This window comes from Kitasatospora sp. NPDC098652 (genome assembly GCF_044760155.1).
Classification (GTDB): domain Bacteria; phylum Actinomycetota; class Actinomycetes; order Streptomycetales; family Streptomycetaceae; genus Kitasatospora.
In genome coordinates this window covers 31768-53854 of sequence record NZ_JBIWAQ010000010.1, presented here as the reverse complement: position 1 = coordinate 53854, position 22087 = coordinate 31768, and the positions used below count along the sequence as shown (strand labels likewise).

The 22087-nt window shown below is 72.9% G+C and carries 24 protein-coding genes and 1 tRNA gene; 10 read left to right on the top strand and 15 right to left on the bottom strand.

The genetic code is table 11. The annotated features are described in order from the left end of the window. Positions 1 to 281 precede the first annotated feature (281 nt). Positions 282 to 1169 carry a tyrosine-protein phosphatase gene (locus ACIQWA_RS22090; protein ID WP_402484878.1) on the top strand — a complete coding sequence of 296 codons (888 nt, stop codon included), beginning with the start codon at positions 282 to 284 and terminating at the stop codon, positions 1167 to 1169. Positions 1170 to 1193: 24 nt separating this feature from the next. On the opposite strand, the gene ACIQWA_RS22085 is transcribed toward ACIQWA_RS22090, so the two are convergent. The 8 genes from ACIQWA_RS22085 to ACIQWA_RS22050 form a co-directional block, all read right to left on the bottom strand. Then, complete coding sequence (locus tag ACIQWA_RS22085) at positions 1194 to 2144, bottom strand: RNA polymerase sigma factor SigF (protein ID WP_402484875.1); 951 nt, start codon at positions 2142 to 2144, stop codon at positions 1194 to 1196. Between the two features lie 145 nt (positions 2145 to 2289). After that, the gene (locus ACIQWA_RS22080) at positions 2290 to 3135 is read right to left on the bottom strand and encodes an RNA polymerase sigma factor SigF (protein ID WP_402484872.1); all 846 of its coding nucleotides are present in this window, start codon (positions 3133 to 3135) and stop codon (positions 2290 to 2292) included. A 270-nt stretch (positions 3136 to 3405) separates the two neighbouring features. Further along, positions 3406 to 3699 carry a Dabb family protein gene (locus ACIQWA_RS22075; RefSeq protein ID WP_402484870.1) on the bottom strand — a complete coding sequence of 98 codons (294 nt, stop codon included), beginning with the start codon at positions 3697 to 3699 and terminating at the stop codon, positions 3406 to 3408. A gap of 12 nt (positions 3700 to 3711) precedes the next feature. After that, entirely contained in the window at positions 3712 to 3876 is a 165-nt protein-coding gene (locus ACIQWA_RS22070; protein ID WP_188304848.1) for a hypothetical protein, read from the bottom strand. Between the two features lie 511 nt (positions 3877 to 4387). Then, positions 4388 to 4474 (bottom strand) — tRNA-Ser (locus ACIQWA_RS22065). 68 nt (positions 4475 to 4542) lie between these two features. Further along, a complete protein-coding gene (gene tadA, locus ACIQWA_RS22060; protein ID WP_402484867.1) occupies positions 4543 to 5070 on the bottom strand; it encodes a tRNA adenosine(34) deaminase TadA in 528 nt (175 codons plus the stop codon). A 50-nt stretch (positions 5071 to 5120) separates the two neighbouring features. Beyond that, a complete protein-coding gene (locus ACIQWA_RS22055) occupies positions 5121 to 5678 on the bottom strand; it encodes a tRNA adenosine deaminase-associated protein (protein ID WP_360227217.1) in 558 nt (185 codons plus the stop codon). Positions 5679 to 5937: 259 nt separating this feature from the next. Then, complete coding sequence (locus tag ACIQWA_RS22050; protein WP_360227214.1) at positions 5938 to 6174, bottom strand: hypothetical protein; 237 nt, start codon at positions 6172 to 6174, stop codon at positions 5938 to 5940. A 162-nt stretch (positions 6175 to 6336) separates the two neighbouring features. Here ACIQWA_RS22050 and upp point away from each other — a divergent pair, with 162 nt between their 5' ends. Continuing rightward, positions 6337 to 6972 (top strand): uracil phosphoribosyltransferase, encoded by a 636-nt coding sequence (upp, locus tag ACIQWA_RS22045; RefSeq protein ID WP_049650159.1) that lies wholly within the window; start codon positions 6337 to 6339, stop codon positions 6970 to 6972. A gap of 96 nt (positions 6973 to 7068) precedes the next feature. Here upp and ACIQWA_RS22040 read toward each other — a convergent pair whose 3' ends face one another. Beyond that, the gene (locus ACIQWA_RS22040) at positions 7069 to 7740 is read right to left on the bottom strand and encodes a LytR C-terminal domain-containing protein (RefSeq protein WP_360227710.1); all 672 of its coding nucleotides are present in this window, start codon (positions 7738 to 7740) and stop codon (positions 7069 to 7071) included. A 253-nt stretch (positions 7741 to 7993) separates the two neighbouring features. After that, on the bottom strand, positions 7994 to 8290 hold the full coding sequence (locus tag ACIQWA_RS22035) for a type II toxin-antitoxin system VapB family antitoxin (protein WP_030273186.1): 297 nt from the start codon (positions 8288 to 8290) through the stop codon (positions 7994 to 7996). Between the two features lie 181 nt (positions 8291 to 8471). Here ACIQWA_RS22035 and ACIQWA_RS22030 point away from each other — a divergent pair, with 181 nt between their 5' ends. Continuing rightward, positions 8472 to 10052, top strand: a complete 1581-nt coding sequence (locus ACIQWA_RS22030; protein ID WP_402484863.1) for a helicase HerA-like domain-containing protein — start codon at positions 8472 to 8474, stop codon at positions 10050 to 10052. Between the two features lie 69 nt (positions 10053 to 10121). On the opposite strand, the gene ACIQWA_RS22025 is transcribed toward ACIQWA_RS22030, so the two are convergent. Then, positions 10122 to 11288 carry a hypothetical protein gene (locus tag ACIQWA_RS22025; protein WP_402484861.1) on the bottom strand — a complete coding sequence of 389 codons (1167 nt, stop codon included), beginning with the start codon at positions 11286 to 11288 and terminating at the stop codon, positions 10122 to 10124. Positions 11289 to 11426: 138 nt separating this feature from the next. Further along, the gene (locus ACIQWA_RS22020; protein ID WP_402484859.1) at positions 11427 to 12113 is read right to left on the bottom strand and encodes a rhomboid family intramembrane serine protease; all 687 of its coding nucleotides are present in this window, start codon (positions 12111 to 12113) and stop codon (positions 11427 to 11429) included. An 82-nt stretch (positions 12114 to 12195) separates the two neighbouring features. On the opposite strand from ACIQWA_RS22020, the gene ACIQWA_RS22015 reads away from it, so the two are divergent. Then, positions 12196 to 12714, top strand: coding sequence for a YbhB/YbcL family Raf kinase inhibitor-like protein (locus ACIQWA_RS22015; RefSeq protein WP_402484856.1), 519 nt, complete (start codon positions 12196 to 12198; stop codon positions 12712 to 12714). Between the two features lie 29 nt (positions 12715 to 12743). Here the strand turns inward: ACIQWA_RS22015 and ACIQWA_RS22010 are convergent, their stop codons facing one another. Next, positions 12744 to 13763, bottom strand: coding sequence for a helix-turn-helix transcriptional regulator (locus tag ACIQWA_RS22010; protein ID WP_402484854.1), 1020 nt, complete (start codon positions 13761 to 13763; stop codon positions 12744 to 12746). Between the two features lie 94 nt (positions 13764 to 13857). Between ACIQWA_RS22010 and ACIQWA_RS22005 the strand changes: the two genes are divergently transcribed. Together ACIQWA_RS22005 and ACIQWA_RS22000 are read left to right on the top strand one after the other, a co-directional pair. Then, positions 13858 to 15423: an MFS transporter gene (locus ACIQWA_RS22005; protein ID WP_402485239.1), complete on the top strand. Its 1566-nt coding sequence runs from the start codon at positions 13858 to 13860 to the stop codon at positions 15421 to 15423. 72 nt (positions 15424 to 15495) lie between these two features. Further along, a complete protein-coding gene (locus ACIQWA_RS22000; RefSeq protein WP_360227196.1) occupies positions 15496 to 15717 on the top strand; it encodes a KTSC domain-containing protein in 222 nt (73 codons plus the stop codon). A 24-nt stretch (positions 15718 to 15741) separates the two neighbouring features. On the opposite strand, the gene ACIQWA_RS21995 is transcribed toward ACIQWA_RS22000, so the two are convergent. Beyond that, entirely contained in the window at positions 15742 to 16395 is a 654-nt protein-coding gene (locus ACIQWA_RS21995) for an HhH-GPD-type base excision DNA repair protein (RefSeq protein WP_402484851.1), read from the bottom strand. Positions 16396 to 16678: 283 nt separating this feature from the next. On the opposite strand from ACIQWA_RS21995, the gene ACIQWA_RS21990 reads away from it, so the two are divergent. From ACIQWA_RS21990 to ACIQWA_RS21975, 4 genes are all read left to right on the top strand, one after another. Continuing rightward, complete coding sequence (locus ACIQWA_RS21990) at positions 16679 to 17026, top strand: DoxX family protein (protein WP_402484848.1); 348 nt, start codon at positions 16679 to 16681, stop codon at positions 17024 to 17026. 174 nt (positions 17027 to 17200) lie between these two features. Further along, on the top strand, positions 17201 to 19648 hold the full coding sequence (locus ACIQWA_RS21985; RefSeq protein WP_402484845.1) for a germacradienol/geosmin synthase: 2448 nt from the start codon (positions 17201 to 17203) through the stop codon (positions 19646 to 19648). Positions 19649 to 19799: 151 nt separating this feature from the next. After that, positions 19800 to 20597, top strand: a complete 798-nt coding sequence (locus tag ACIQWA_RS21980) for a VOC family protein (protein ID WP_360227184.1) — start codon at positions 19800 to 19802, stop codon at positions 20595 to 20597. Continuing rightward, a complete protein-coding gene (locus tag ACIQWA_RS21975; protein WP_402484843.1) occupies positions 20597 to 21127 on the top strand; it encodes a DinB family protein in 531 nt (176 codons plus the stop codon). Before ACIQWA_RS21980 ends, ACIQWA_RS21975 begins: the two co-directional genes overlap by 1 nt. Before the next feature lie 106 nt (positions 21128 to 21233). On the opposite strand, the gene ACIQWA_RS21970 is transcribed toward ACIQWA_RS21975, so the two are convergent. Continuing rightward, a complete protein-coding gene (locus ACIQWA_RS21970) occupies positions 21234 to 22046 on the bottom strand; it encodes an ArsR/SmtB family transcription factor (RefSeq protein ID WP_402484840.1) in 813 nt (270 codons plus the stop codon). Positions 22047 to 22087: the final 41 nt, after the last annotated feature.

The window sequence follows — 22087 nt, the reverse complement described above, 5'->3', positions numbered from 1 at the left end:
TGCAGCGAACCTGTTACCAACGTTCATGGTGAAGCCATGGAGGCGCTGATTGTGACCGTAACCGGACCGCTCGCGCAAATAATGAATTGAAAATGAAAAACCGGAAGCCGACTGCTACAGCTGGTTACCGACTGTGCGCCTCGCACGGCTCCGTGGGGCACCTACACTGTCGTCGTTGCGCATGACACTCTCGCACATCCTGCTGCTCCAATGGGCAGGTTCATGCAATATCGGGCACCGCTGTGCCATGTGACAGTCCGAATATGCAATGGAGGCCGCGGGTGGCCGATCGTCAGATCGCGTCCGAGCGAATCGGGCACGCACGGAATGCGCTCCCGGAGCCCGCCGGGACCATCCCGGTCGGCCGCAGTCTCGGGCTGCGGGGCGCGGTCAACGCCCGCGATCTGGGTGGGTACCGGACGGCCGACGGCGGGGTGCTGCGGGCCGGCGTGGTCCTGCGCAGCGACGGCCTGAATCGCGTCACGGCCGAGGACCTCGACCCGCTGGGCGCGCTCGGCCTGCGCGCGGTGGTCGACCTGCGCAGCGCCGACGAGGTCCGCGAGGCCGGCCGGGACGTCCTGCCGGGCGGCGTGACGGCACACCATCTCCCTTTGCTGGCAACGGACTTCGACATCCACGCGACGCTGCGCGGCGCCCTGGCGGAGCGCAGCCCGGACGGGCAGCGCGCCCTGCTCGGCGAAGGCCGGGCGGCCGCCATGATGACCGGTCTCTACCGCTGGTTCGTCACCGACCGAGAGGCCCGTGAGACCTTCGCGGTCCTGCTGCGGCTGCTGGCCGCCCCGGACGGCGTGCCGCTGCTGTTCCACTGCTCGGCGGGCAAGGACCGCACCGGCTGGGCGGCGGCGCTGCTGCTGACCGCGCTGGGCGTGGACCGTGAGACCGTGCTCGCCGACTACCTGCTCACCAACGAGCGGGTCGCGGCCGTGGTCGAGCTGGTGCTGGCGGACTTCGCCGGTCGCGGCCTGATGCACGAGCTCGAGCTCCTGCTGCCGGTCTTCCGGGCCGAGCGCGACTACCTGGACGCGGCCTTCGCGGAGGTCGAGTCCGGCTGGGGCGACTTCGCCGCGTTCTGGCGCGAGGGGCTCGGACTGGACGGCCGGGTGCTGGCCGGGCTGCGCGCCAACCTGCTGGACGGCGACGGGAGTTGATCCCGCCGCCGGCCGTGGTGGCGGTCAGCCCTCGTTGATCAGCCCGGCGCGGAGCTGGGTCAGGGTGCGGGTGAGCAGTCGGGAGACGTGCATCTGGGAGATCCCGATCTCCTCGCCGATCTGCGACTGGGTGAGGTTGCCGAAGAACCGCAGCATGATGATCCGGCGCTCGCGCGGCGGCAGCTTGGCCAGCAGCGGCTTGAGCGATTCCCGGTACTCCACGCCCTCCAGCGCGAGGTCCTCGTAGCCGAGCCGCTCGGCCAGCGGCCCCTCGCTGTCCTCCTCGCCGGGGCTGGAGTCCAAGGAGGAGGCGGTGTAGGCGTTGCCCACCGCGAGGCCCTCGACCACGTCCTCCTCGCTGACCCCGAGGCAGGCGGCCAGTTCGGCGACGGTGGGGGAGCGGTCCAGCCGCTGGGACAGTTCGTCCCCGGCCTTGGTGAGCGCCAGCCGCAGCTCCTGGAGCCGTCGCGGCACCCGGACCGACCAACTGGTGTCCCGGAAGAAGCGCTTGATCTCGCCGACCACGGTGGGCATCGCGAAGGTGGGGAACTCCACCCCGCGTTCCGGGTCGAAGCGGTCGATCGCCTTGATCAGGCCGATGGTGCCGACCTGGACGATGTCCTCCATCGGCTCGTTGCGGCTGCGGAAGCGCGCCGAGGCGTACCGGACCAGCGGCAGGTTGAGTTCGATCAGGGTGTCACGGACGTAGGTGTGCTCCGCGCTGCCGGGCTCCAGCGCGGCCAGCCGCAGGAAGAGCGAGCGGGAGAGCGTCCGGGTGTCCAGCCCGGAGCCGGGCGGTGCCGCGGTGTCGGCTCCGGCGCCGGGTGCTCCGGGGCCGGGCGCTCCGGGTCCGGGCACTCCGGCTCCGGGCCTCGTGAGGGACGCGGCCCGCTGGAGCGGGATCCGGTCCCCGGTGACGGCCGTACCCTCGGCCTGACCAGCGTGGATCTCCGCAGTGCCCAGCTCTCCGGACATGCACCCACCCCCTCGTGACTGACAGTTGAACGGGGGCCGTCGCACGGAGGTTCCCGGCGGGGGCCCAACCCCCTGCATACCGGAACACGGTGCACGGCAAACCCGAACGTCGCAAGATGTCACACCGGGGTAACGCGCTGCAATCTCACTCTTCCCAGGAGTTGCCGGTCCGAAGCCTGGTCAGGATCCGGGAGAGCAGCCGGGAGACGTGCATCTGCGACATCCCCAGCTCGGTGCTGATCTGCGACTGGGTGAGGTTGGCGAAGAACCGCAGCATCACGATCCGCCGCTCCCGCTCGGGGAGCTGGACCAGCAGGTGGCGGACCATGTCGCGGTGCTCGACCTCGGCCAGCGCGGTGTCCTCGTAGCCGAGCCGGTCCAGCAGGGCGAGGCCGCCCTCGTGCTCCTGGGCGGCCTCCAGCGAGGCGGCGTTGTAGGCGCGCCCGGCGTCCAGGCAGGCCCGGACGTCCTCCTCGGGGATCCGCAGACAGGCGGCGATCTCGGGCACCTTGGGGGCCCGCCCGTGCAGCACCGTCAGCTCCTCCATGGCGCCGCTGACCTGGACCCAGAGCTCCTGGAGCCGGCGCGGGACGTGCATGGTGCGGACGTTGTCCCGGAAGTAGCGCTTGATCTCGCCCAGGATGGTCGGCAGCGCGTAGGTGGGGAACTGGACGCCCCGGGTCGGGTCGAAGCGGTCGATCGCGTTGATCAGGCCGATGGTGCCGACCTGGACGACGTCCTCCATCGGCTCGCTGCGGCTGCGGAAGCGGGTGGCGGCGTAGCGGACCAGGGGGATGTTCACCTCGATCAGGGCGGCCCGGACCCGTTCCCGTTCGGGGGCGTCGGGGGGCAGCTCGCTGAGCCGCTCGAACAGCACCCGGGTGAGCGTCCGGACGTCCACGGCGGGTCGACCGCCGGGGCCGCGCAGCCCGTCCGGGCGGAGCTCGCCGGCCGGACTGATGATCGCGGCCAACACCTCGTCCACGGACACGTCCCCCCTCCCAAAGTCGACAACGGTGGGCCCTGCGGATCGGGTGTCGCGGCTGGTTCGGTACCTCGCCATGTCCGGCAAAACCGGTCATAGCATCACAAGGTGGGCGCAGGTCGGGCAAGCACCCGGTGGAGGTGTGTTGGTGGGGTGCGCAGCCGGTGGCCACCCTGTCGGCGAGGCGCCGCAAGGATTGTCCCGGGGCAGACGAAGACGCCCCGCCCGTGAGCCGGGCGGGGCGGGCGCGGGCCGTCCGGGGGACGGCGGCGGGGGTCAGACCTCGATGTCGGCGATCACCCAGGTCGCGAACTCGCGCCACTGGCCGGCCGCGGCCTGGTGCGCGGGGTGGGTCAGGTACGCCTGGAGGGTCGTGCGGTCCTCGACCAGGCTGTTGATCGCATAGTCGTACGCGATGTCGCGCTCGGTGGTGTTCCAGCCGCACTCCCACTCGCGCAGCTCGGGGATCAGCGCGCCGAGCTCCTCGAAGGCCTTGGCGGCGGCGAGCACGCGCGGCTCGTCCTTGGCGACGCCTTCGTCGAGCTTGAACAGGACCAGGTGGCGGATCACGATTGCCGCTCCTTACTTGATCAGACCGGTCATGAAGGTGCCGACCGCCTTGGCCGCGTTCGAGATGCCCTCGAAGCCCAGCTGGACGAGTTCGGCGGACCGGGCCGGTGAGGTGATGATCGAGTAGAGCACGAAGATGAGCAGGAGGGCCATGCCGATCTTCTTCGCCTGCGCCATCGTGACCTTCCTCCCTGCGGTGGGCCGCCGTCATCCGGTCCCCGAGCGGTCCTGCAGGGCAGCTTATCCACCGGACGGGCTATCAAGTGTGCGACGCGTTCGCCCGGCGGGACGAAGGTCCCCGCGAGTGGGGCCTTTCTCCGGGTGCCCGGGCCGGGGCCGGGCGGCAGGATGGATGACGTGCCGAGGATCTGGCAGGAATCCCCGGCACGTGGATCCGGAGCCCCCGCTGTGGGACCGGTGGTCGCGGCTTCCCCCCTCGCGGCGCCGGTTGTGGGACTCCGCCGGGGGAGCGGTCAGTCCCCCCGAGCCGCTCCCCCTCCAAGGCTCCGTACGAGCCGGGCAATGGTGGTCATCGGCCCGGAGTGCGGAGCCTTTTCCGCGTCCGGGGCGTCCGGGGGACTTTCCCGCGTCAGGGGGCGCCCCGCCGCCGTCTGGAGTGCAGGAACGGTCCGGAGCGCGCAAACGCCGAGGGCCCGTCCGCGATCGGACGGGCCCTCGGGCTTTCGAGCGGTAGCGGTGGGATTCGAACCCACGGTGGAGTTGCCCCCACACACGCTTTCGAGGCGTGCTCCTTTGGCCGCTCGGACACGCTACCGAGGGGAACTCTACCGGACGGGTGGCGCGGTCACGAAATCCGTATCGGACGGGCCGTCGCCGGGCGGCTCAGCGGTGGATGTCGAAGAAGGCGCGCAGCTGCTCGCCGCACTCCTCGGCGAGCACGCCCAGGATCACCTCGGGCCGGTGGTTGAGCCGGCGGTCGCGCATCACGTCGAAGAGCGAGCCGGCCGCGCCGGCCTTCTCGTCGAGGGCGCCGTAGACCACCCGGTCGATCCGGGACAGCACGATGGCGCCGGCGCACATCGTGCAGGGCTCCAGGGTGACCACCAGGGTGCAGCCGCTCAGCCGCCACTCCCCGATCCGCTCGGCGGCCTGCCGGATCGCGACCACCTCGGCGTGCGCGGTCGGGTCGCCGACCGCCTCGCGCTCGTTGTGGCCGCGTCCGATCACCTCGCCGTCCGGGTCCAGGACGAGCGCCCCGACCGGGACGTCCCCGGTGGCCGGCGCCAGGGCGGCCTCGGCGATGGCGAGGCGCATCGGCGCCGCCCAGCGGTCGCGGACCGGGTCGGGGCGGACGGGGGCGGGCAGCGGGGGGACGTACGGGACGGTCAGCGGGGTGGATGCGGGCTGCATGGCATCCAGTGTCGGGCATCCGGTGGCGGACACCGGTGCGACCGGTGCCGCTACCGGACCGCTTCCAGGACCTCGCCGCAGCCCAGGGCCTCGGCGATGTCCTCCAGGGCGTCGCCCGGCACCGCGCCCTCGCCGCTGAGGGCGAGCAGTTCGTCGGCGGCCAGGCCGAACTCGGTCAGCAGGTGGGCGTCGCCGAGCGGGCCGACCGGGACACCGCCGTGGGCGTCCGCGTCCTCGTCGTCCTGCTCCTCGGTCTCCGCGTCCTCGTCCAGCAGGTGGTCCAGGTCGCCGAACTCGCTCTCGCCGGCCTGGTCGACCAGCTCGTCGGTGAGGACGGAGCCGTAGGAGCTGCGGGCGGCGGCGGCGCCGTCCGACACGAAGATCCTCGGGTCGTCCTCGCCGTCCACCCGGACGATGGCGAACCAGGAGTCCTCCTGTTCGATGAAGATCAGGACGCTGTCGTCGTCCTGCGCGGATTCGCGGGCCAGATCGGCCAGATCGGCCAGGGTTTCGACGTCGTCGAGCTCCGTCTCGCTCACATCCCACCCGTCCTCGGAGCGAGCAAGCACTGCAGCGAAGTACGCCACCAGGGACACTCCCAAGATCATCGGTCTCGGCTGTCGGCGCGCTCGGGCGGCGCGAAAATCTGGCCGCCCCCGCGCCAGAGTCGGTCCGCTTGTTCGGACCGTCCCTTCGGAATCGTGACAGAAAGCCCGCCCTCGCGGGGAGTGTTCGGCAGCGCGTCTTCGCAGGTCGTGTCGGAAGGGCCGAGCGGCGTGGGGCGGAGCCGGGGCGGGGCCGTCCGAAGCCGGTCGAATTCGATCCGGCCGCCCGGCGGCGCCGCGGCGGGGTCGGTGGTGGGGCCGGTCAGATCCGGAAGGTTCGCATCCGCATCGCTTCGCGCATCCGCCGTTCCTTGGTCCGCCGGGGCTGGACCCGCTCCCTCAACTCGCGGGCCTCGGCGAGCTCGCGCAGGAAGACGGCCCGCCGCTTGCGGCGCTCCGACTCGGTCTCCGGGGGCTCCTGCGGCGGGCCGGCGCGAAGGGCCGGCCCGTCGACGGGCTCGTCGGCCGAGCCGTCCCCGGCCCTCGGGTTGCTCGTCATAAGACGTGACATTCCCCGAACGGCCGGGTTGATACCACAGGAGCCGGTTCCGTCCGGACATTCCTGGCACGTCACGGCGTGTCACCGGACCGTGACAGCCGCCGGTCGGCGGCCTGGCACGGCGTGTCGTACAGGCGTCCAGGACCGGGCTAACCTCGGTACATGCGTCTCCACGTCGTCGACCACCCCCTGGTCGCCCACAAGCTCTCCACCCTGCGCGACGAGCGCACCGACTCGCCGACCTTCCGTCGCCTGACCGACGAGCTGGTGACCCTCCTCGCCTACGAGGCCACCCGGGACGTCCGCACCGACGAGGTGGAGATCACCACGCCCGTGGCGGTCACCCTCGGCACCCGGCTCAGCTACCCGCGTCCGCTGGTCGTGCCGATCCTGCGGGCCGGCCTCGGCATGCTGGACGGGATGACCCGCCTGCTGCCGACCGCCGAGGTGGGCTTCCTCGGCATGGTGCGCAACGAGGAGACCCTGGAGGCCTCCACGTACGCCACCCGGATGCCCGACGACCTCTCCGGCCGCCAGGTCTACGTGCTCGACCCGATGCTGGCCACCGGCGGCACCCTGGTCGCCGCGATCAGGATGCTGATCGAGCGCGGCGCCACCGACGTCACCGCCGTGGTGCTGCTGGCCGCGCCGGAGGGCGTCGAGGTGATGGAGCGCGAGCTGGCCGGCCTGCCGGTCACCGTGGTCACCGCCGCCGTGGACGAGCGGCTGAACGAGAACGGCTACATCGTCCCCGGCCTGGGCGACGCGGGCGACCGGCTGTACGGCACGGCCGGCTGAGCGACCCCTCCGAACGTCCGAGAGCCCCCCGGCACTGCGTCTGCCGGGGGGCTCTCCTGGTTCTCCGCCGGTTCTGTGCCGGTTCTCCGACGCGCCTCAGCAGCTGCCGGTGGCGCTCGGGGTGGGGGAGGGCTTGATCGCCAGGGCGAGGGCCGCGGCCGCCTGGGTCTCGTCCAGCAGGGCGTTGTAGCTGTCGCCGATCACGAAGTCCACGCTGGTGTCGGTGCGGGCGTCGGCGGTCACGGTGGCCCCCGCGATCTGGGCGCCCACCAGGGTGCCGGCCGCGACGCCGGTCGGGCCGGCGATCACCTGGGCGGTGCCGGGCACCTTCTTGTCCAGCTCGGCGGGGGCGTTGCCGACCTTGCCGATGGTGAAGCCGCGCTTCTTGAGCTCGTCGGCGGTCCGCCCGGCGAGGCCGGCCTTGGTGGTGGCGTTGTAGACGTTCACCGTGACGGCCGAGGGCTGCGGGACGGCGTGCGGATCGACCGGCGCGCCGGAGGCCGCGGGGGCGCCCGGGGTGGCGCCCGCCGTCGGGGCGGCCAGCGGCTTCCCGGACGGCGCGGCGCAGGCCTGGGCCGAGGCGTTCTTGTCCTTGCCGCGGAAGATGTCGTACAGCTGGACGCCGCCGAGGCCGATCAGGGCCAGGGCGAGCAGGGCCGCGAGTGCGGCGATCACCTTGCGACTCTTCTTCGGGGGCCGGCCCAGCCGCGGGTAGGCGTTGCCGGTGACGCGGTACTGCTTCCCCTTGAGGCCTTGGGGAGTCAACATGCTCACGGGTCTGTCTCCCCCTCGTGCCAGGGCGGGGTCGGGATGACGGGTGGGCCAGGGCGGGGGATCCTCCGGGAGCGGGCGGATCCCCTGGTCGCGGCCGTAGTCAGCAGCGTAGTGCCGGACAGCTGCGAAGGTACTAAACGATCATCATCTGGAGTACCCCGGTACCCGAAAGGGGGTACCCGGGGACGCGCGGACCGCCCTCCGCCGGGTGGCGAGGGGGCGGTCCGGAGTCGTCGGAGTGCGGCCGTCAGTCCATTTCCAGGACACGGGCGTGCAGGACCTGGCGCTGCTGCAGCGCGGCCCGTACGGCCCGGTGCAGCCCGTCCTCCAGGTAGAGGTCGCCGTGCCACTTGACCACGTGGGCGAAGAGGTCGCCGTAGAAGGTCGAGTCCTCGGCCAGCAGGGTTTCCAGGTCGAGCTGGCCCTTGGTGGTCACCAGCTGGTCGAGCCGCACCGGGCGTGGGGCGACGTCAGCCCACTGTCGGGTGCTCGTCCGGCCGTGATCCGGGTACGGCCGCCCATTGCCGATGCGCTTGAAGATCACACGGAAAGCCTACCGTTCGGACGGCGCGCGGCGCAGCAGCCGTGCCTCCGCCACGCGCTCCGGTGCGAGCTGCGCGGGGGCCATTGCGGTTGTTTGATGGGAAATGTCGCGAACATCGTCCGGTCCCGGCCGGGTTCAGGCCCGGCCTCCGACCGCCGATCCCGTCCAGGAGCGTGCACCGATGGACTCCGCCCCCACCCCGACGACCGTCCGGGAGATCGCCGACGGGTACGCCTTCACCGGGCCCGCCCTCGACCTCGGCGCGGTGCTGCTGGACGGCACCGCGTACCCCGACGCGCAGGTGCGCGTCCCGCTGGCGGTGCTCAACCGGCACGGACTGGTCGCCGGGGCCACCGGCACCGGGAAGACCAAGACCCTCCAGCTGATCGCCGAACAGCTCTCCGCCCAGGGCGTGCCGGTGTTCCTCGCCGACATCAAGGGGGACGTCTCCGGCATCGCCGCACCCGGCACGCCCGGCGAGCGCACCGCCGCCCGTGCCGCCGAGGTCGGACAGGACTGGACGCCGCTGGGCTGCCCGGTCGACTTCTACTCGCTCGGCGGGCAGGGCGCCGGCATCCCGATCCGGGCCACCGTCACCAGCTTCGGCCCGCTGCTGCTGTCCAAGGTGCTGGACCTGAACGAGACCCAGGAGTCCTCGCTCAGCCTGGTGTTCCACTACGCCGACCGGCAGGGCCTGGAGCTCTACGACCTCAAGGACCTCACCGCCGTCATCGGCCACCTCACCTCGCCCGAGGGCAAGGAGGAGCTGCGCACCATCGGCGGCCTCTCCGCCGCCACCGCCGGGGTGATCCTGCGGGCGCTGACCGTGCTGGAGAACGAGGGCGCCGGGGCGTTCTTCGGCGAGCCCGAGTTCGACACCGCCGAGCTGCTGCGCACCGCCCCGGACGGCCGGGGCGTCGTCTCGGTGCTGGAACTGCCCGCCGTGCAGGACCGGCCGCGGCTGTTCTCCACCTTCCTGATGTGGCTGCTCGCCGACCTCTACCAGGAGCTGCCCGAGGTCGGCGACCTCGACCGGCCCAAGCTGGTGTTCTTCTTCGACGAGGCGCACCTGCTGTTCAAGGGCGCCTCCAAGGCCTTCCTGGAGGCGATCACCCAGACCGTGCGGCTGATCCGCTCCAAGGGCGTGGGTATCTTCTTCGTGACCCAGACGCCGCGGGACGTCCCCGCCGAGGTGCTCGCCCAGCTCGGCAACCGGGTGCAGCACGCGCTGCGCGCCTTCACCCCGGACGACGCCAAGGCGCTCAAGGCCACCGTCTCCACCTTCCCCCGGTCCTCCTACGACCTCGCGACGGTGCTCACCTCGCTGGGCACCGGCGAGGCCGTGGTGACGGTGCTCTCCGAGAAGGGCGCGCCGACGCCGGTCGCGGCGACCAGGCTGCGGGCACCCCGCTCGCTGATGGGGCCGATCGAGCCGGGGGCGCTCCAGGCGGCCGTGGACGCCTCGCCGTTGACGGCGCGCTACCGGGACGCGATCGACCGGGAGTCCGCGTACGAGAAGCTGGCGGCCCGGGCGCCGCGGCCGGACGCGGCACCGGTCGGGCCGACCGAGTCCGAGTCCGAGTCCGAACCCGCGCCTGCGCCCGCGCCCGCACCGCGGCGGGAGGAGCCGCAGGGGGCGGGCGGGCTGCTGGGCTCGCTGCTCAACAACCCGACCGTGAAGTCCTTCGCCCGCTCGGCCGGGAGGCAGCTCGGGCAGGAGATCTCGCGCAGCCTGTTCGGGACGTCCAAGCGGCGGCGCTGACGAGCGCCGGCGCTGGGGTCGATCCCCGAGCGGCGCGCTGGGTTCAGGCCCCGGGCGGCGGCGCTGGGTTCAGGCTCCGAGCGCCGCGCCGATCCGGTCCAGCGAGGACAGCCGCATCAGGCCGTAGTGGTAGAACTCGACCTCGGGGACGCCGAGTCGGCGCAGTTCGGCGAGCTTGGCGGCGAGGTTCTCCGGGCCGTCGCAGTCCGAGGCCATCGGGCGCAGGATCACCGCCATCCGCTCCGGGCGGACGCCGTGCAGGGCGAACGCGGCGACCTTCTCCCGGACTTCGCGTGCCGTCGCGGCGTGGCCGAGGGTCTCGATCTGGTCGGTGGCCCGGGCGAGGGCGGGCAGGTCGATGCCGGACAGCCAGCCCTTGCCCGGGCCGCCGCCGTCCATGAAGCTCAGCCGCATGCCGTGGCGGCGGGCCTGCTCGGTGAGCTCGGCGGCGAGCGCGGTGACGGTGGCGGCGGAGGCGTCCACGTAGGCGGCGAAGGCGCCGTCGGCCAGGGCGCTGAGGTCGGCGGGCCCGGCGGCGGCGTGCTGGTCGGCCAGCCGGTGCCGCAGTTCGGTCCGGACGGCCTCGGCGACCCGGTCGGCCGGGACGCCCGCGCGGGTGGCGGCGGCGCGGCAGTGCGGGCAGAAGCAGACGCCGAGCAGGGCCTCGGCGGTCGGGCCCAGCTCCTCGAAGTAGCGCTCGTGGTGGTAGCCGTGGCGCAGGCCGTGGAAGTGCAGGGACTCGGCGCGGATCGCGTCCACGCCGTAGCGGGCGAGCTCCGCCACCAGGGTCAGCGCGTACTCGCGGACCTCGGGGTGGGCCGGGCAGAGCTCGGTGAGGTGGCGGTCGCCGAAGGCGTTGGCCGGGGCGCAGTCGGGGTGGGCGAAGCCGAGCCGGTCGTTGTGGCAGAAGACCGTCCAGGCGTGCAGTTTCAGGCCTCGGCGGCCCGCCTCGGCGGCGGCTTCGGCGAAGGGGTCGCGCTCGCCGATGACGCTGGACGGTACGGGCGCCAGCCGGCGGCCCCGCCAGCGGGCCGGGTCGGGGCGGAAGTAGGCGGCGCCCGGCTCCAGGTAGCGGATCACCCGGCGCGGGTTGTGCGGGAAGACGTCCCGGGCCTCGTGGTAGACCGAGGCCAGGGTGACGCCGCCGACGCCGGCCCGGTCGGTGAGGTTGCCGAAGAAGGTGTCGGCGCCCTCGTCGAGCAGGTCGGTGGCGAAGGCGAGGACGGACGACTCCACGGTGCGGCTCCGGAGCTGGGGGCAGGTGCGCCGTTCACGCTAGCCGCAGGGGTGGTAATGGTCTATACCTGGCGGGGCCGATCGGCCGATCGGCCGAAGGGGGCGAGGGGCCGATCGGCCGAAGGGGGCGAGGGGCCCTCAGAGGCCCAGATCGTCGAGTTCCTTGAGCAGGGCGGCGTTCGGGCTGTCCGGGGCGGGCGCGGAGGCGGGGGTAGAGGCCGGGGCGGGGGTCGCGGGCACCGGCTTCCGGCGGGCCTGGTCGCGGAGCAGGACGGCGGCGGCCAGTCCGCCGATCAGCCCGCCGAGGTGGCCCAGCCAGCTGACGCCCGGGAAGACCGGCAGCACGCCGATCAGGATCGTCCAGTAGACCGCGGCGACGCCGAGGCCGACGACCGCGTCCAGCACGTTGCGGTCCAGGACCCCGCGCAGCACCACGTACCCGAGGTAGCCGTAGACCATGCCGCTCGCCCCGGCCGTCACGTGGTTTGGGCTCTCCAGCAGCCAGACCAGGAGCCCGCCGGAGACCGTGATCACCAGGCTCGCCAGCAGGAACTTCCGCATGCCCCGGTAGGCGGCCAGGAAGCCGAGCACGAACAGCGGCCAGGAGTTGGAGATGATGTGGTCCCAACTGAAGTGCAGGAAGGGCATGGTGAACATCTCGGGCAGGTCGTCCACCCGCTCCGAGCGCAGCCCGTACTCCCTGGACAGGTCGTAGTCGTCCAGCCAGTTCACCACCTGGACCGACCAGATGACGGCCTGGAGCCCGAGCATGGTCAACAGCGCGCGGCGGGAATCCGAGAGCAACTGGGCGAGTTTCGAGGCCATGGAATCGACTGTAGGGGCCGCCGGATCGGTCGTGCACCCCATTACAGTGACCGATGTCATCCCGACCGTGAGAGGTGCACCCATGAGCGTTCGCCCGCCGCTGCCGTACGAGTTCCTGCCGCAGGTGCCGTCCTTCCCGCTGAGCAGCGAGGACTTCACCGAAGGCGCCACGCTGGACCAGGAGTTCATCCACGCGGGCGGCAACCTCTCGCCGCAGCTGGCCTGGTCCGGCCTTCCGGAGGGCACCCGGAGCATCGCCGTCACCTGCTACGACCCGGACGCGCCGACCGGCTCCGGCTGGTGGCACTGGCTCGCCCTGAACCTGCCCGCCGACACCGTCGAGTTGCCGCGCGGCGCCGGTTCCTCGGACGACACCCTGCCCGGCGCGAACTCCTTCCACGGCCGCAACGACTTCCCCGCCAACAAGTACGACGGCGCCGCCCCGCCGCCCGGCGCCCCGCACCGGTACGTGTTCGCGGTGCACGCGCTGGACGTCGAGAAGCTGGACGTCAGCGCCGACACCCCGCCGGCCCAGGTGGGCTTCCACCTCACCTTCCACACCCTCGGCCGCGCGCTGCTGACCGGCGAGTACGGGGTCTGAGCAGCGCGGTGCCCGAACCTCCGGCTGCCCTACGGCGGTGAGGTGCCGGCGGCACCCGCCGTCGTGGTGCCGCCGGACCACCGGGCGCTGCCGCCGTCCGCGGCGCGCCCGGCCCGGAGGGCGACCGTGCGCAGGTGCTCGCGCAGCTCCGGGGGTTCGTGCACCTCGAAGTCGCAGTCCAGCATGAGCAGTCCGGCCGCCATCCACTTCAACGAGTCGGCGCGGGCGCGCAGGCGGCAGCTGTGGTCGTCGATCGGCTCGATCTCGTAGTCGCCCGCCCAGGGCATCCAGCCGTCGACCTCGGCGGCGGGGCGGTGGACGGTGGCCACCATGGCGCGGGTCGGCGAGCGGCGCAGCCGGTTGGCCACGAACACGGCGGCGTCCTCGGCGGGGAGCGGGCGCGGGGTGAAGCGGGCGCCGGTGGCGAAGGGGTCGGCGATCCGGTCGACCCGGAAGAGCCGCCAGTCGTCCCGGTCCAGGTCGTAGCCGATCAGGTACCAGCGGCGGCCGGTGGAGACCAGGCGCTCGGGTTCGACGTTGCGCCGGGTCTCGGCGCCGTCGCGGGCCCGGTAGCCGAAGCGCAGCCGCTCGTGGTTGGTGACGGCGCCGGCCAGCAGGGTCAGCGCCTCCGGGTCGACGGTCGGGCCGTCCCCGGTGAGCAGCGGCACGGTGGCGGTGTTGAGGGTGCCCACCCGGTGCCGCAGCCGGGCCGGCAGCACCTGGAGCAGCTTGCCGAGGGCCCGTACCGAGGCCTCCTCGATGCCGACCACGGCGTGTCCGGCGGCCGCCCGCAGGCCGACCGCGATGGCCACCGCCTCCTCGTCGTCCAGCAGCAGCGGCGGCATCGCGGTGCCCGCGACCAGCCGGTAGCCGCCGTCCGCGCCCATGCTGGCCTGCACCGGGTAGCCGAGCTCGCGCAGCCGGTCGATGTCGCGGCGGATGGTGCGGGGGCTGACGCCGAGCCGCTCGGCGAGTTCGCTGCCGGGCCACTCGCGCGGGGTCTGCAGCAGGGAGAGCAGGTTGAGCAGCCGGGCCGGGGTGTCGGTCATGCCGTCCAGCATGCCGGAGGAACTGGGACAGCTCCTGACCTACATGGCCGCTACCGTCCTCGGCGTGGAGAAGAGGACGAGCGAGGAGAACGGCATGAGTACGGCGGGAGCCGACCTGCGGAGGTGGATCGCGCTGGCGATCGTGATGGTCGCCTCCTTCATGGACCTGGTGGACGTGACCATCGTCAACATCGCCATCCCCAGCATCCAGGAGGACACCGGAGCCTCGTTCAGCGCCATCCAGTGGGTCACCGGCGGCTACGCGCTGGCCTTCGCCATCGGGCTGATCACCGGCGGACGGCTCGGTGACATCCACGGCCGCAAGCGGCTGTTCCTGATCGGGATCACCGGCTTCACGCTGGCCTCCGCGCTCTGCGGCCTGGCCACCGGCCCGGAGATGCTGGTCGCGATGCGGATCCTCCAGGGCGGGACGGCCGCCCTCATGGTGCCGCAGGTGCTGTCGATCATCCACGCGACCTTCCCGGCGGAGGAGCGCGGCAAGGTGTTCGGGATGTTCGGCGCGGTGGTCGGCCTGGGCGCGGTGTCCGGTCCGATGATCGGTGCGCTGCTCACCGAGTGGAACCTGCTCGGCCTCGAATGGCGGCCGATCTTCCTGATCAACCTGCCGGTCGGCATCGCCGGGCTGCTCCTCGGCCGCCGCTTCATCGACGAGTCCAAGGCCGAGCACGCGCTCAAGCTCGACCTGGTCGGCGTCGCGCTGGCCAGCCTCGGCCTGCTGATGCTGATCTACCCGCTGACCCACGGCCGGGAGGCCGGCTGGCCGCTCTGGGGCTACCTGTCGATGGCCGGCAGCCTGCCGGTGTTCCTGCTGTTCGTGGCGTACGAGCGGGTCAAGACCCGGCGGGACGGCTCGCCGCTGGTCGAGCTGTCGCTGTTCCGGGTGAAGAGCTTCGCGGCAGGGATCGGCGTGCAGCTGGCCTTCGGCGTCGCGACGGGCATCTTCTTCCTGGTCTGGACCCTCTACATGCAGGTCGGCCTCGGCTGGAGCCCGCTCAAGGCCGGCGCCACCGGCATCCCCTTCTCGATCGCCGTCTCCACGGCGGCCGGGCTGTCGGTGCAGAAGCTGGTGCCGCGCTTCGGGCGCAAGGTGCTCCAGGCGGGCGCGCTGGTGATGGTGGCGGGTGTGCTCACCTACATCTGGGAGGCCGACCGGTACGGGACGGCCATCTCGGCCTGGCAGATGGCGCTGCCGCTGGTCGTGATGGGCCTCGGGATGGGGCTGATCGTCGCGCCGATCACCGACGCGGTGCTGTCCGAGGTGCCGCGCCGGCACGCCGGTTCGGCCTCCGGCCTGATCAACACCGTGCAGCAGGTCGGCAACGCCCTCGGGCTCGGCCTGGTGTCGGTCGCCTTCTTCGGGGCGATGGACGACGTGGTCGCGCCCGACGCGCTGGGAACGGCCTTCGGCGGGGCGTTCGTGCACGCGATGTGGTGGGTCGCGGGGGTGCTGGCGGCGGTGTTCCTGCTGATGTTCGCGCTGCCGCGCAAGCGGGCGGTGGCGCCGGTCGAGGCCGGTGGCCCGGAGGGGACCGGCCCGGAGGGGACCGGCTCGGCGGGGACCCGCTCGGCGGGGACCGGCGGCCCGGCTGTGGCCGGCGGCTCGGACGAGGACGCGGTGGAGCAGCCGGTCCTGGTCTGAGCTCCGCTCCTCCCGGTCGAGGGCCCCGGTCGCACTGCGCGGCCGGGGCCCTCGCCGCACACTGGGAGGGTCATGGACCGTACGGCGGTGGACTCCTCGGTGCTGCGCTCGGTCGGGTACGACCCGCGGGCGCGGGTGCTGGAGCTGGAGTTCACCGGCGGGCGGGTCTACCGGTACGCGGACGTGCCGCCCCGGGTGCACCGGGAACTGCTCGCGGCGGAGAGCCACGGGCGGTACTTCGTACGGTCGGTGCGCGGGCGGTACGCCTACGTGGCGGTGCCGGCCGGGCGGTAGCCGCCGCCGACCCGGCGGGTGGGCTCAACGGGCCCCGGTGGCAGCCCCGGTGACAGCCGCGGTGACGGACCGGGTGGTGGTGCGGGGCTTCGCGGCGGCCTTGGCCTCCTTCGCGGCGCGCTTCATCTCCTGCTTGAACTCCCGTACCAGGGTGAGGGATTCGGGCCCGGTGATGTCGGCGACCGAGCGGTGCGCGCCCTCCTCGCCGTACGCGCCGGCCGCCTCGCGCCAGCCCTCCGGCCGTACCCCGTACTGCTTGCCGAGCAGGGCCAGGAAGATCTGCGACTTCTGCTTGCCGAAGCCGGGCAGCGCGTTGAGCCGGCTGAGCAGCTCCTTTCCGGTGCGGGCGCCCTTCCACAGCGCGGCGGCGTCGCCGTCGTACTGCGCGACCAGGAACTGGCACAGCTGCTGGATCCGTTTGGCCATCGCGGCCGGGTAGCGGTGGACGGCCGGTTTGGCCGACAGCAGGGCGACGAACTCCTCGGGGCCGTAGGTGGCGATCTCGTGGGCGTCGAGATCGTCCCGGCCGAGCCGTTGGGCGATGGTCAGCGGGCCGGTGAACGCCCATTCCATCGGGACCTGTTGGTCCAGCAGCATGCCGACGAGCGCGGCGAGCGCGCTCCGTCCGAGCAGTTCGTCGGCCTCGGGCTGCTGGGCGAGCCGGACGGTGACGTTCATGAGGTGGGGCCTCCTCGGAGTTGACGTCGGTCGGCGCCCAGTCTGGATGACGTGGCGTGGGTGGACACCGTCAACACGCCCGTAGCTGGGGAAGTCTTGGTGTTCAACCCCTTGGCAGGCCTGCTTTGTTCGTCGGCGGAGCGGTTGTCGGGGGCTGCTCGCGGGTGCGGCGGAGAAATATTTGTCCGCGGTTGTCACATCCGTCGCGTGGGTCGGGTCAGTGCTGTGTCCGACCGGATCCGAGCACATCGGATCGACCACCGACCGAACCGGGAGCACCCCAATGTCCGTCGCCCACACCCTCGTCACCATCCTCGGCGCCCTCCTGGTCGGCTTCTCGGCCTACTCCGTCTTCACCAAGGCCGAGTACGTCGTGGGGCCCCTCGCCGAGTACGGCGTCCCGCGCGCCTGGTGGACCTGGCTCGGCCTGGCCAAGGCCGCCGGCGCCCTCGGCCTGCTGGTCGGGCTCGTCGTCCCGGCCGTCGGCTACGCGGCCGCCGTCGGCATCGTCCTCTACTTCCTCGGCGCCGTGATCACCGTCGTGCGCGCCCGCGCCTACGCCCACATCCCCTTCCCGCTGATCTACCTGGCCCCGGTCGCCGCCTCCCTCGTCCTCGGCCTGGCGGCCTGACCACCCCGCACCCCCGGGGGCGGACCACCGACCGGTGGCCCGCCCCCAGGGGTGCGGGGCGGCATTGTTCCAGGGGTGGGGCATCTCGTATGACTGTTTCGGTTGTGGCGGCGCCGGGGTGTGACGAGGGGTCATTCTTGATCCCCAACGACGTGTCGAGAAAGGCCCGCCGCCGTGAGCCAGCCGTTCGAACTGCCGTCCTTCTACGTGCCGCACCCGGCGCGCCTCAATCCCCATCTGGAGGAGGCACGGGCCCATTCCTCGCTCTGGGCCCGGGAGATGGGGATGCTGGAGGGATCGGGGATCTGGGACCAGGCCGACCTGGACGCCCACGACTACGGGTTGCTCTGCGCCTACACCCACCCCGACGCCTCCGCCGAGGCGCTGTCGCTGGTGACCGACTGGTACGTCTGGGTGTTCTTCTTCGACGACCACTTCCTCGACATGTACAAGCGCACCAACGACCGCCGGGCCGGCAAGGCGCACCTCGACCGGCTGCCGCTGTTCATGCCCGCCGACCCGGCCGCGCCGGTGCCCGAGCCGGAGAACCCGGTCGAGGCCGGGCTGGCCGACCTGTGGCGGCGCACCGTGCCGGCGATGGGGGCGGACTGGCGGGTCCGGTTCGCGGAGAGCACCCGCAACCTGCTGAACGAGTCGCTGTGGGAGCTCGCCAACATCGACGCGGGCCGGATCGCCAATCCGGTCGAGTACATCGAGATGCGCCGCAAGGTCGGCGGCGCGCCGTGGTCCGCGCAGCTGGTGGAGTACGCGGCCGGGGCCGAGGTGCCGGCGGAGGTGTCGGGCTCGCGGGCGCTGCGGGTGCTGATGGACGCCTTCTCCGACGGCGTGCACCTGCGCAACGACATCTTCTCGTACCAGCGCGAGGTCGAGGACGAGGGTGAACTGAGCAACGGCATCCTGGTGTTGGAGCACTTCCTGGAGTGCTCGACCCAGGAGGCCGCCGAGACGGTGAACAACCTGCTCACCTCACGGCTGCAGCAGTTCGAGAACACCGTGTTCACCGAACTGCCGGTGCTGTTCGAGGAGTCCGGGCTGGACCCGGTGGGCCGGGCCCGGGTGCTGGCGTACGTCAAGGGGCTGCAGGACTGGCAGTCCGGCGGGCACGAGTGGCACATGCGGTCGAGCCGGTACATGAACGGCGGTGGTGCTGCGGCGGGTTCGGCCGGTGCGGCGAGTTCGGCCGGTGGGGCGGGTTCGGACGGTGGGGTGCCGCCGGGCAGCGGGGGCGGGCTGCCGGGGATGCCCGGGGCCGGCAACTGGTGGGACCAGTACGCGATCGGCGGGATCGGGACCTCGGCCCTGGACATCCTGCGGAAGGGGGCGGCCGGTGGCGGGGCGCCGGCCGGCGCCGGGCCGACGGCGGCGCCGGCCGTGCGGCGGGCGCGGTCGTACGGGAACCGGCCGTACCGGCCCGTCGGGCCGTCCCGGCTGCCGGAGTTCGAGCTGCCGTTCGCCCTCACGCTGAGCCCGCACCTGGACGGTGCGCGGGAGCGGGTGGTCGAGTGGGCCGAGCGGGTCGGGCTGCTGGCCGCTGCCGAGCCCGGCGTCCCCGGCTCCGGCATCTGGGACGCCGAGTCGATGCGCGACTACGACCTCGCGCTCTGCGCGGCCGGCCTCCAGCCGGACGCCACCGTCGACGAACTCGACGTCGCCTCGGCCTGGTTGGCCTGGGGCACCTGGGCCGACGACTACTACCCGGTGGTCTTCGGCCGCACCCGCGACCTGGCCGGGGCGAAGGCCGCCACCGCCCGGCTGCCGCTGTTCATGCCGGTGGACGGCACTCCCGCGCCCGAGCCCGCCAACGCGCTGGAGCGCTCCCTCGCCGACATCTGGGAGCGCACCGCCGCCCCGATGACCGTCGAGGCCCGGGGCCGGCTGCGGGAGTCGGTCGAGGTGATGACGGCGAGCTGGATCTGGGAGCTCGCCAACCAGATCCAGAACCGGATCCCGGACCCGGTGGACTACCTGGAGATGCGCCGCACCACCTTCGGCTCCGAACTCACCACCCTGCTCGCCCGGCTCGGCCACGGACGGACCGTGCCGGAGGAGGTCTACGGGCACGGCTCGATGCGGGCGCTGGAGAACTCCGCGATGGACTACGGCGCCATGGTCAACGACCTGTTCTCGTACCAGAAGGAGATCGAGTACGAGGGCGAGCTGCACAACATCGTGCTGGTGGTGCAGAACTTCTTCGACTGCGACTATCCGTCGGCGGTCCGGATCGTCGACGACCTGATGCACTCGCGGCTGGAGCAGTTCCAGCACGTCGCGCAGAAGGAACTCCCGGTGATGTACGAGGACTTCGGGCTGTCGGCACCGGCCCGGGGGCTGCTCGACGGGTACGTGCGGGAGCTCGAGAACTGGCTGGCCGGCGTGCTGAACTGGCACCGGGAGTGCCGCCGGTACCGGACCGAGGACCTGGAGCGGCACTTCGGCGCCGAGCGGGACCTCGTGGGCGCGGTCCTGGCCCGGGCGGGGGCTGCCCCGGCTGCCCCGGCTGTGCGGACCGGCCCCGGCACCGGTGCGGCGCCGTTCGGTCCGACCGGTCTGGGCACCGCCTCGCTGCGCCCCCCGTTCGGCGTGACGGCCCCGGCGAGCTGACCGGACCCTCCCGGACCCGGACCCTCCCGGACGGAGGCGCACCCGCGTGGCCAGCCCGCGCGGGTGCGCCGCGTCGTGGCTAGGCTGGCGAGTCGGGGGCCGTGCGCGCCTTCCGGCGCGCGCCCGCACCGTCGTACACGAGGGCTGAGAGATGGCAGCGCTACCTGAGGGCACACCCTGCTGGGCCGACGCGATGTTCACCGACCTGGAGGGCGCCAAGGCCTTCTACGGGGACGTCCTCGGCTGGACCTTCGGCGAGAGTTCGTCGGAGTACGGCAACTACACCCAGGCCTACTCGGACGGCAAGGCGGTGGCCGCGATCGTGCCGCCGATGCCCGGCGCGCAGGCGCAGTCCGCCTGGTGCCTGTACCTCGCCTCGCCGGACGCCGCCGCCACCGCCGAGCGGATCCGGACCAACGGCGGCGAGGTGGTGATGGGGCCGATGCAGGTCGGCGACTTCGGCACCATGGTGATCGCCAAGGACCCGGGCGGGGTGGTGTTCGGGGTCTGGCAGGGCGGCACCCACGAGGGCTTCGAGAAGCAGGGCGCGCCCGGCGCGTACGCCTGGGCCGAGCTCGTCACCCGCGAGCCCGGGAAGGCCGACGCCTTCTTCCCGGCCGTCTTCCCGTACGGCGTGCGGAAGATGGACTCCGAGCAGTTCGACTACCGGATGTTCCTGGTCGGCGGCCGGCCGGTGCTGGGCCGGATGGGCGCGGAGGGCGACTTCCTGCCGCCCGAGGCGCCCTCGTACGTGAGCGTCTACTTCGCCGTGGACGACACCGACGCCGCGATCGGGCGGCTGACGGCGCGCGGCGGCAAGGTGTACTTCGGGCCGATGGACAGCCCGTTCGGACGGTTCGCGGCGGTCGGCGACCAGCAGGGCGCGGCCTTCGGGCTGATCGACCTGGGCCGCACGGTGGGCGACCAGCCGCCGACGGTGGACGTCTGATGGGTGAGCGCGAGGACCTCGTCGAGACCCTGGACAAGCACCGCGGCCTGCTGCGACGCACCGTCCGGGACCTCACCGACGAGCAGGCGGCGCGGCGCACCACGGCCAGCGAGCTGTGCCTGGGCGGCCTGATCAAGCACGTGGCGGCGGTGGAGGCGCGCTGGGCGCGGTTCATCACCGGCGGAGCGGAGGCGATGCGCGGCGGGGACGGCGGCTCTGGCGGGGACGGTGGTTCCGGTGGTGGTTCCGGCGGCGACGGGTGGGCGGCGCAGTTCCGGATGGCGGACGGCGAGACCCTGGCCGGGCTGCTCGCCGGGTACGAGGCGGTGGCGCGCGGTACGGACGAGCTGGTCCGGAGCCTGCCCGACCTCGACCACGGCCACCCGCTGCCCCCGGCGCCCTGGTTCGAGCCGGGGGCGAGCTGGTCGGCCCGGCGGGTGCTGCTGCACCTGATCGCGGAGACCGCGCAGCACGCCGGGCACGCGGACATCATCCGGGAGGCGCTGGACGGGGCGAAGTCGATGGGCTGAGCGGGCGGCTCCTCGCCCGGACGGGCGTGGTGAGGGCAGTCGGTACGGGCAGCAGGCACGGGCAGCAGGCGAGGGCGGTAGGTGAGGGCAGTAGGGGCGGCGCTGCTCAGGACACCTCGACGCCGAGCAGCTCGCGCAGCGCCCGGCCGCCGTCCGGGGTGACCCGCAGGGCCCGGCCGGAGCCGATCCGCTCGACCCAGGCGCGGTCCAGCGCGGTGCGGCAGAGCGCCGCGCCCAGCGCGCCGCCCAGGTGGGTACGGCGCTCCGTCCAGTCCAGGCAGCTGCGCACCACCGGGCGCCCGCCCGGGCGGCCGGTCCGTGGCGGCAGTTCGATCCGCTGGTCGGCCAGCCAGGCGTGGCCGCGCTCGGTGACGGCGAGTCCGGCGAGGTCGCTGACCAGGCCGCGGTCGATCAGGGCCTCGGCGACGGCCACACCGAGGCGGCCGGCCAGGTGGTCGTAGCAGGTGCGGGCGCGGGCCTCGGCGCTCTGCCGGGTGGCCTCGCGGAGGGTGCGGGGCGCCGGTCCGGTCCGGCGGGCGGGCTCGCCGGGACTCCCGCCGGCCGTGCTCCCGGCGGCCGTACTTCCGGCGGCGGTGCTCCCAGGGGCCTCCGGGCGGGTCTCGGCGAAGACGGTGAGGTCCTCGATCAGGGTCGCGACGGCGGGCGAGGCCAGCCGGACGTACCGGTGCCGCCCCTGGCGTTCCTCGCTCAGCAGGCCGCCCGCGATCAGCCGGGACAGGTGCTCGCTGGCCGTGGACGGCGCGACCCCGGCCGCCCGGGCCAGCTCGCCCGCCGTCCAGGCGCGGCCGTCCAGCAGGGCGGAGCAGAAGGCGGCGCGGGTGGGGTCGGCGAGCAGCGCGGCGAGGGCGGCGAGCGGGGAGCCCCGGTGGTCCACCGGTGTGCGTTCGTGGTCGGGCATGCCTCCATGGTCGTCCCGGCACGGTTCGGCCGGGGCCGAAA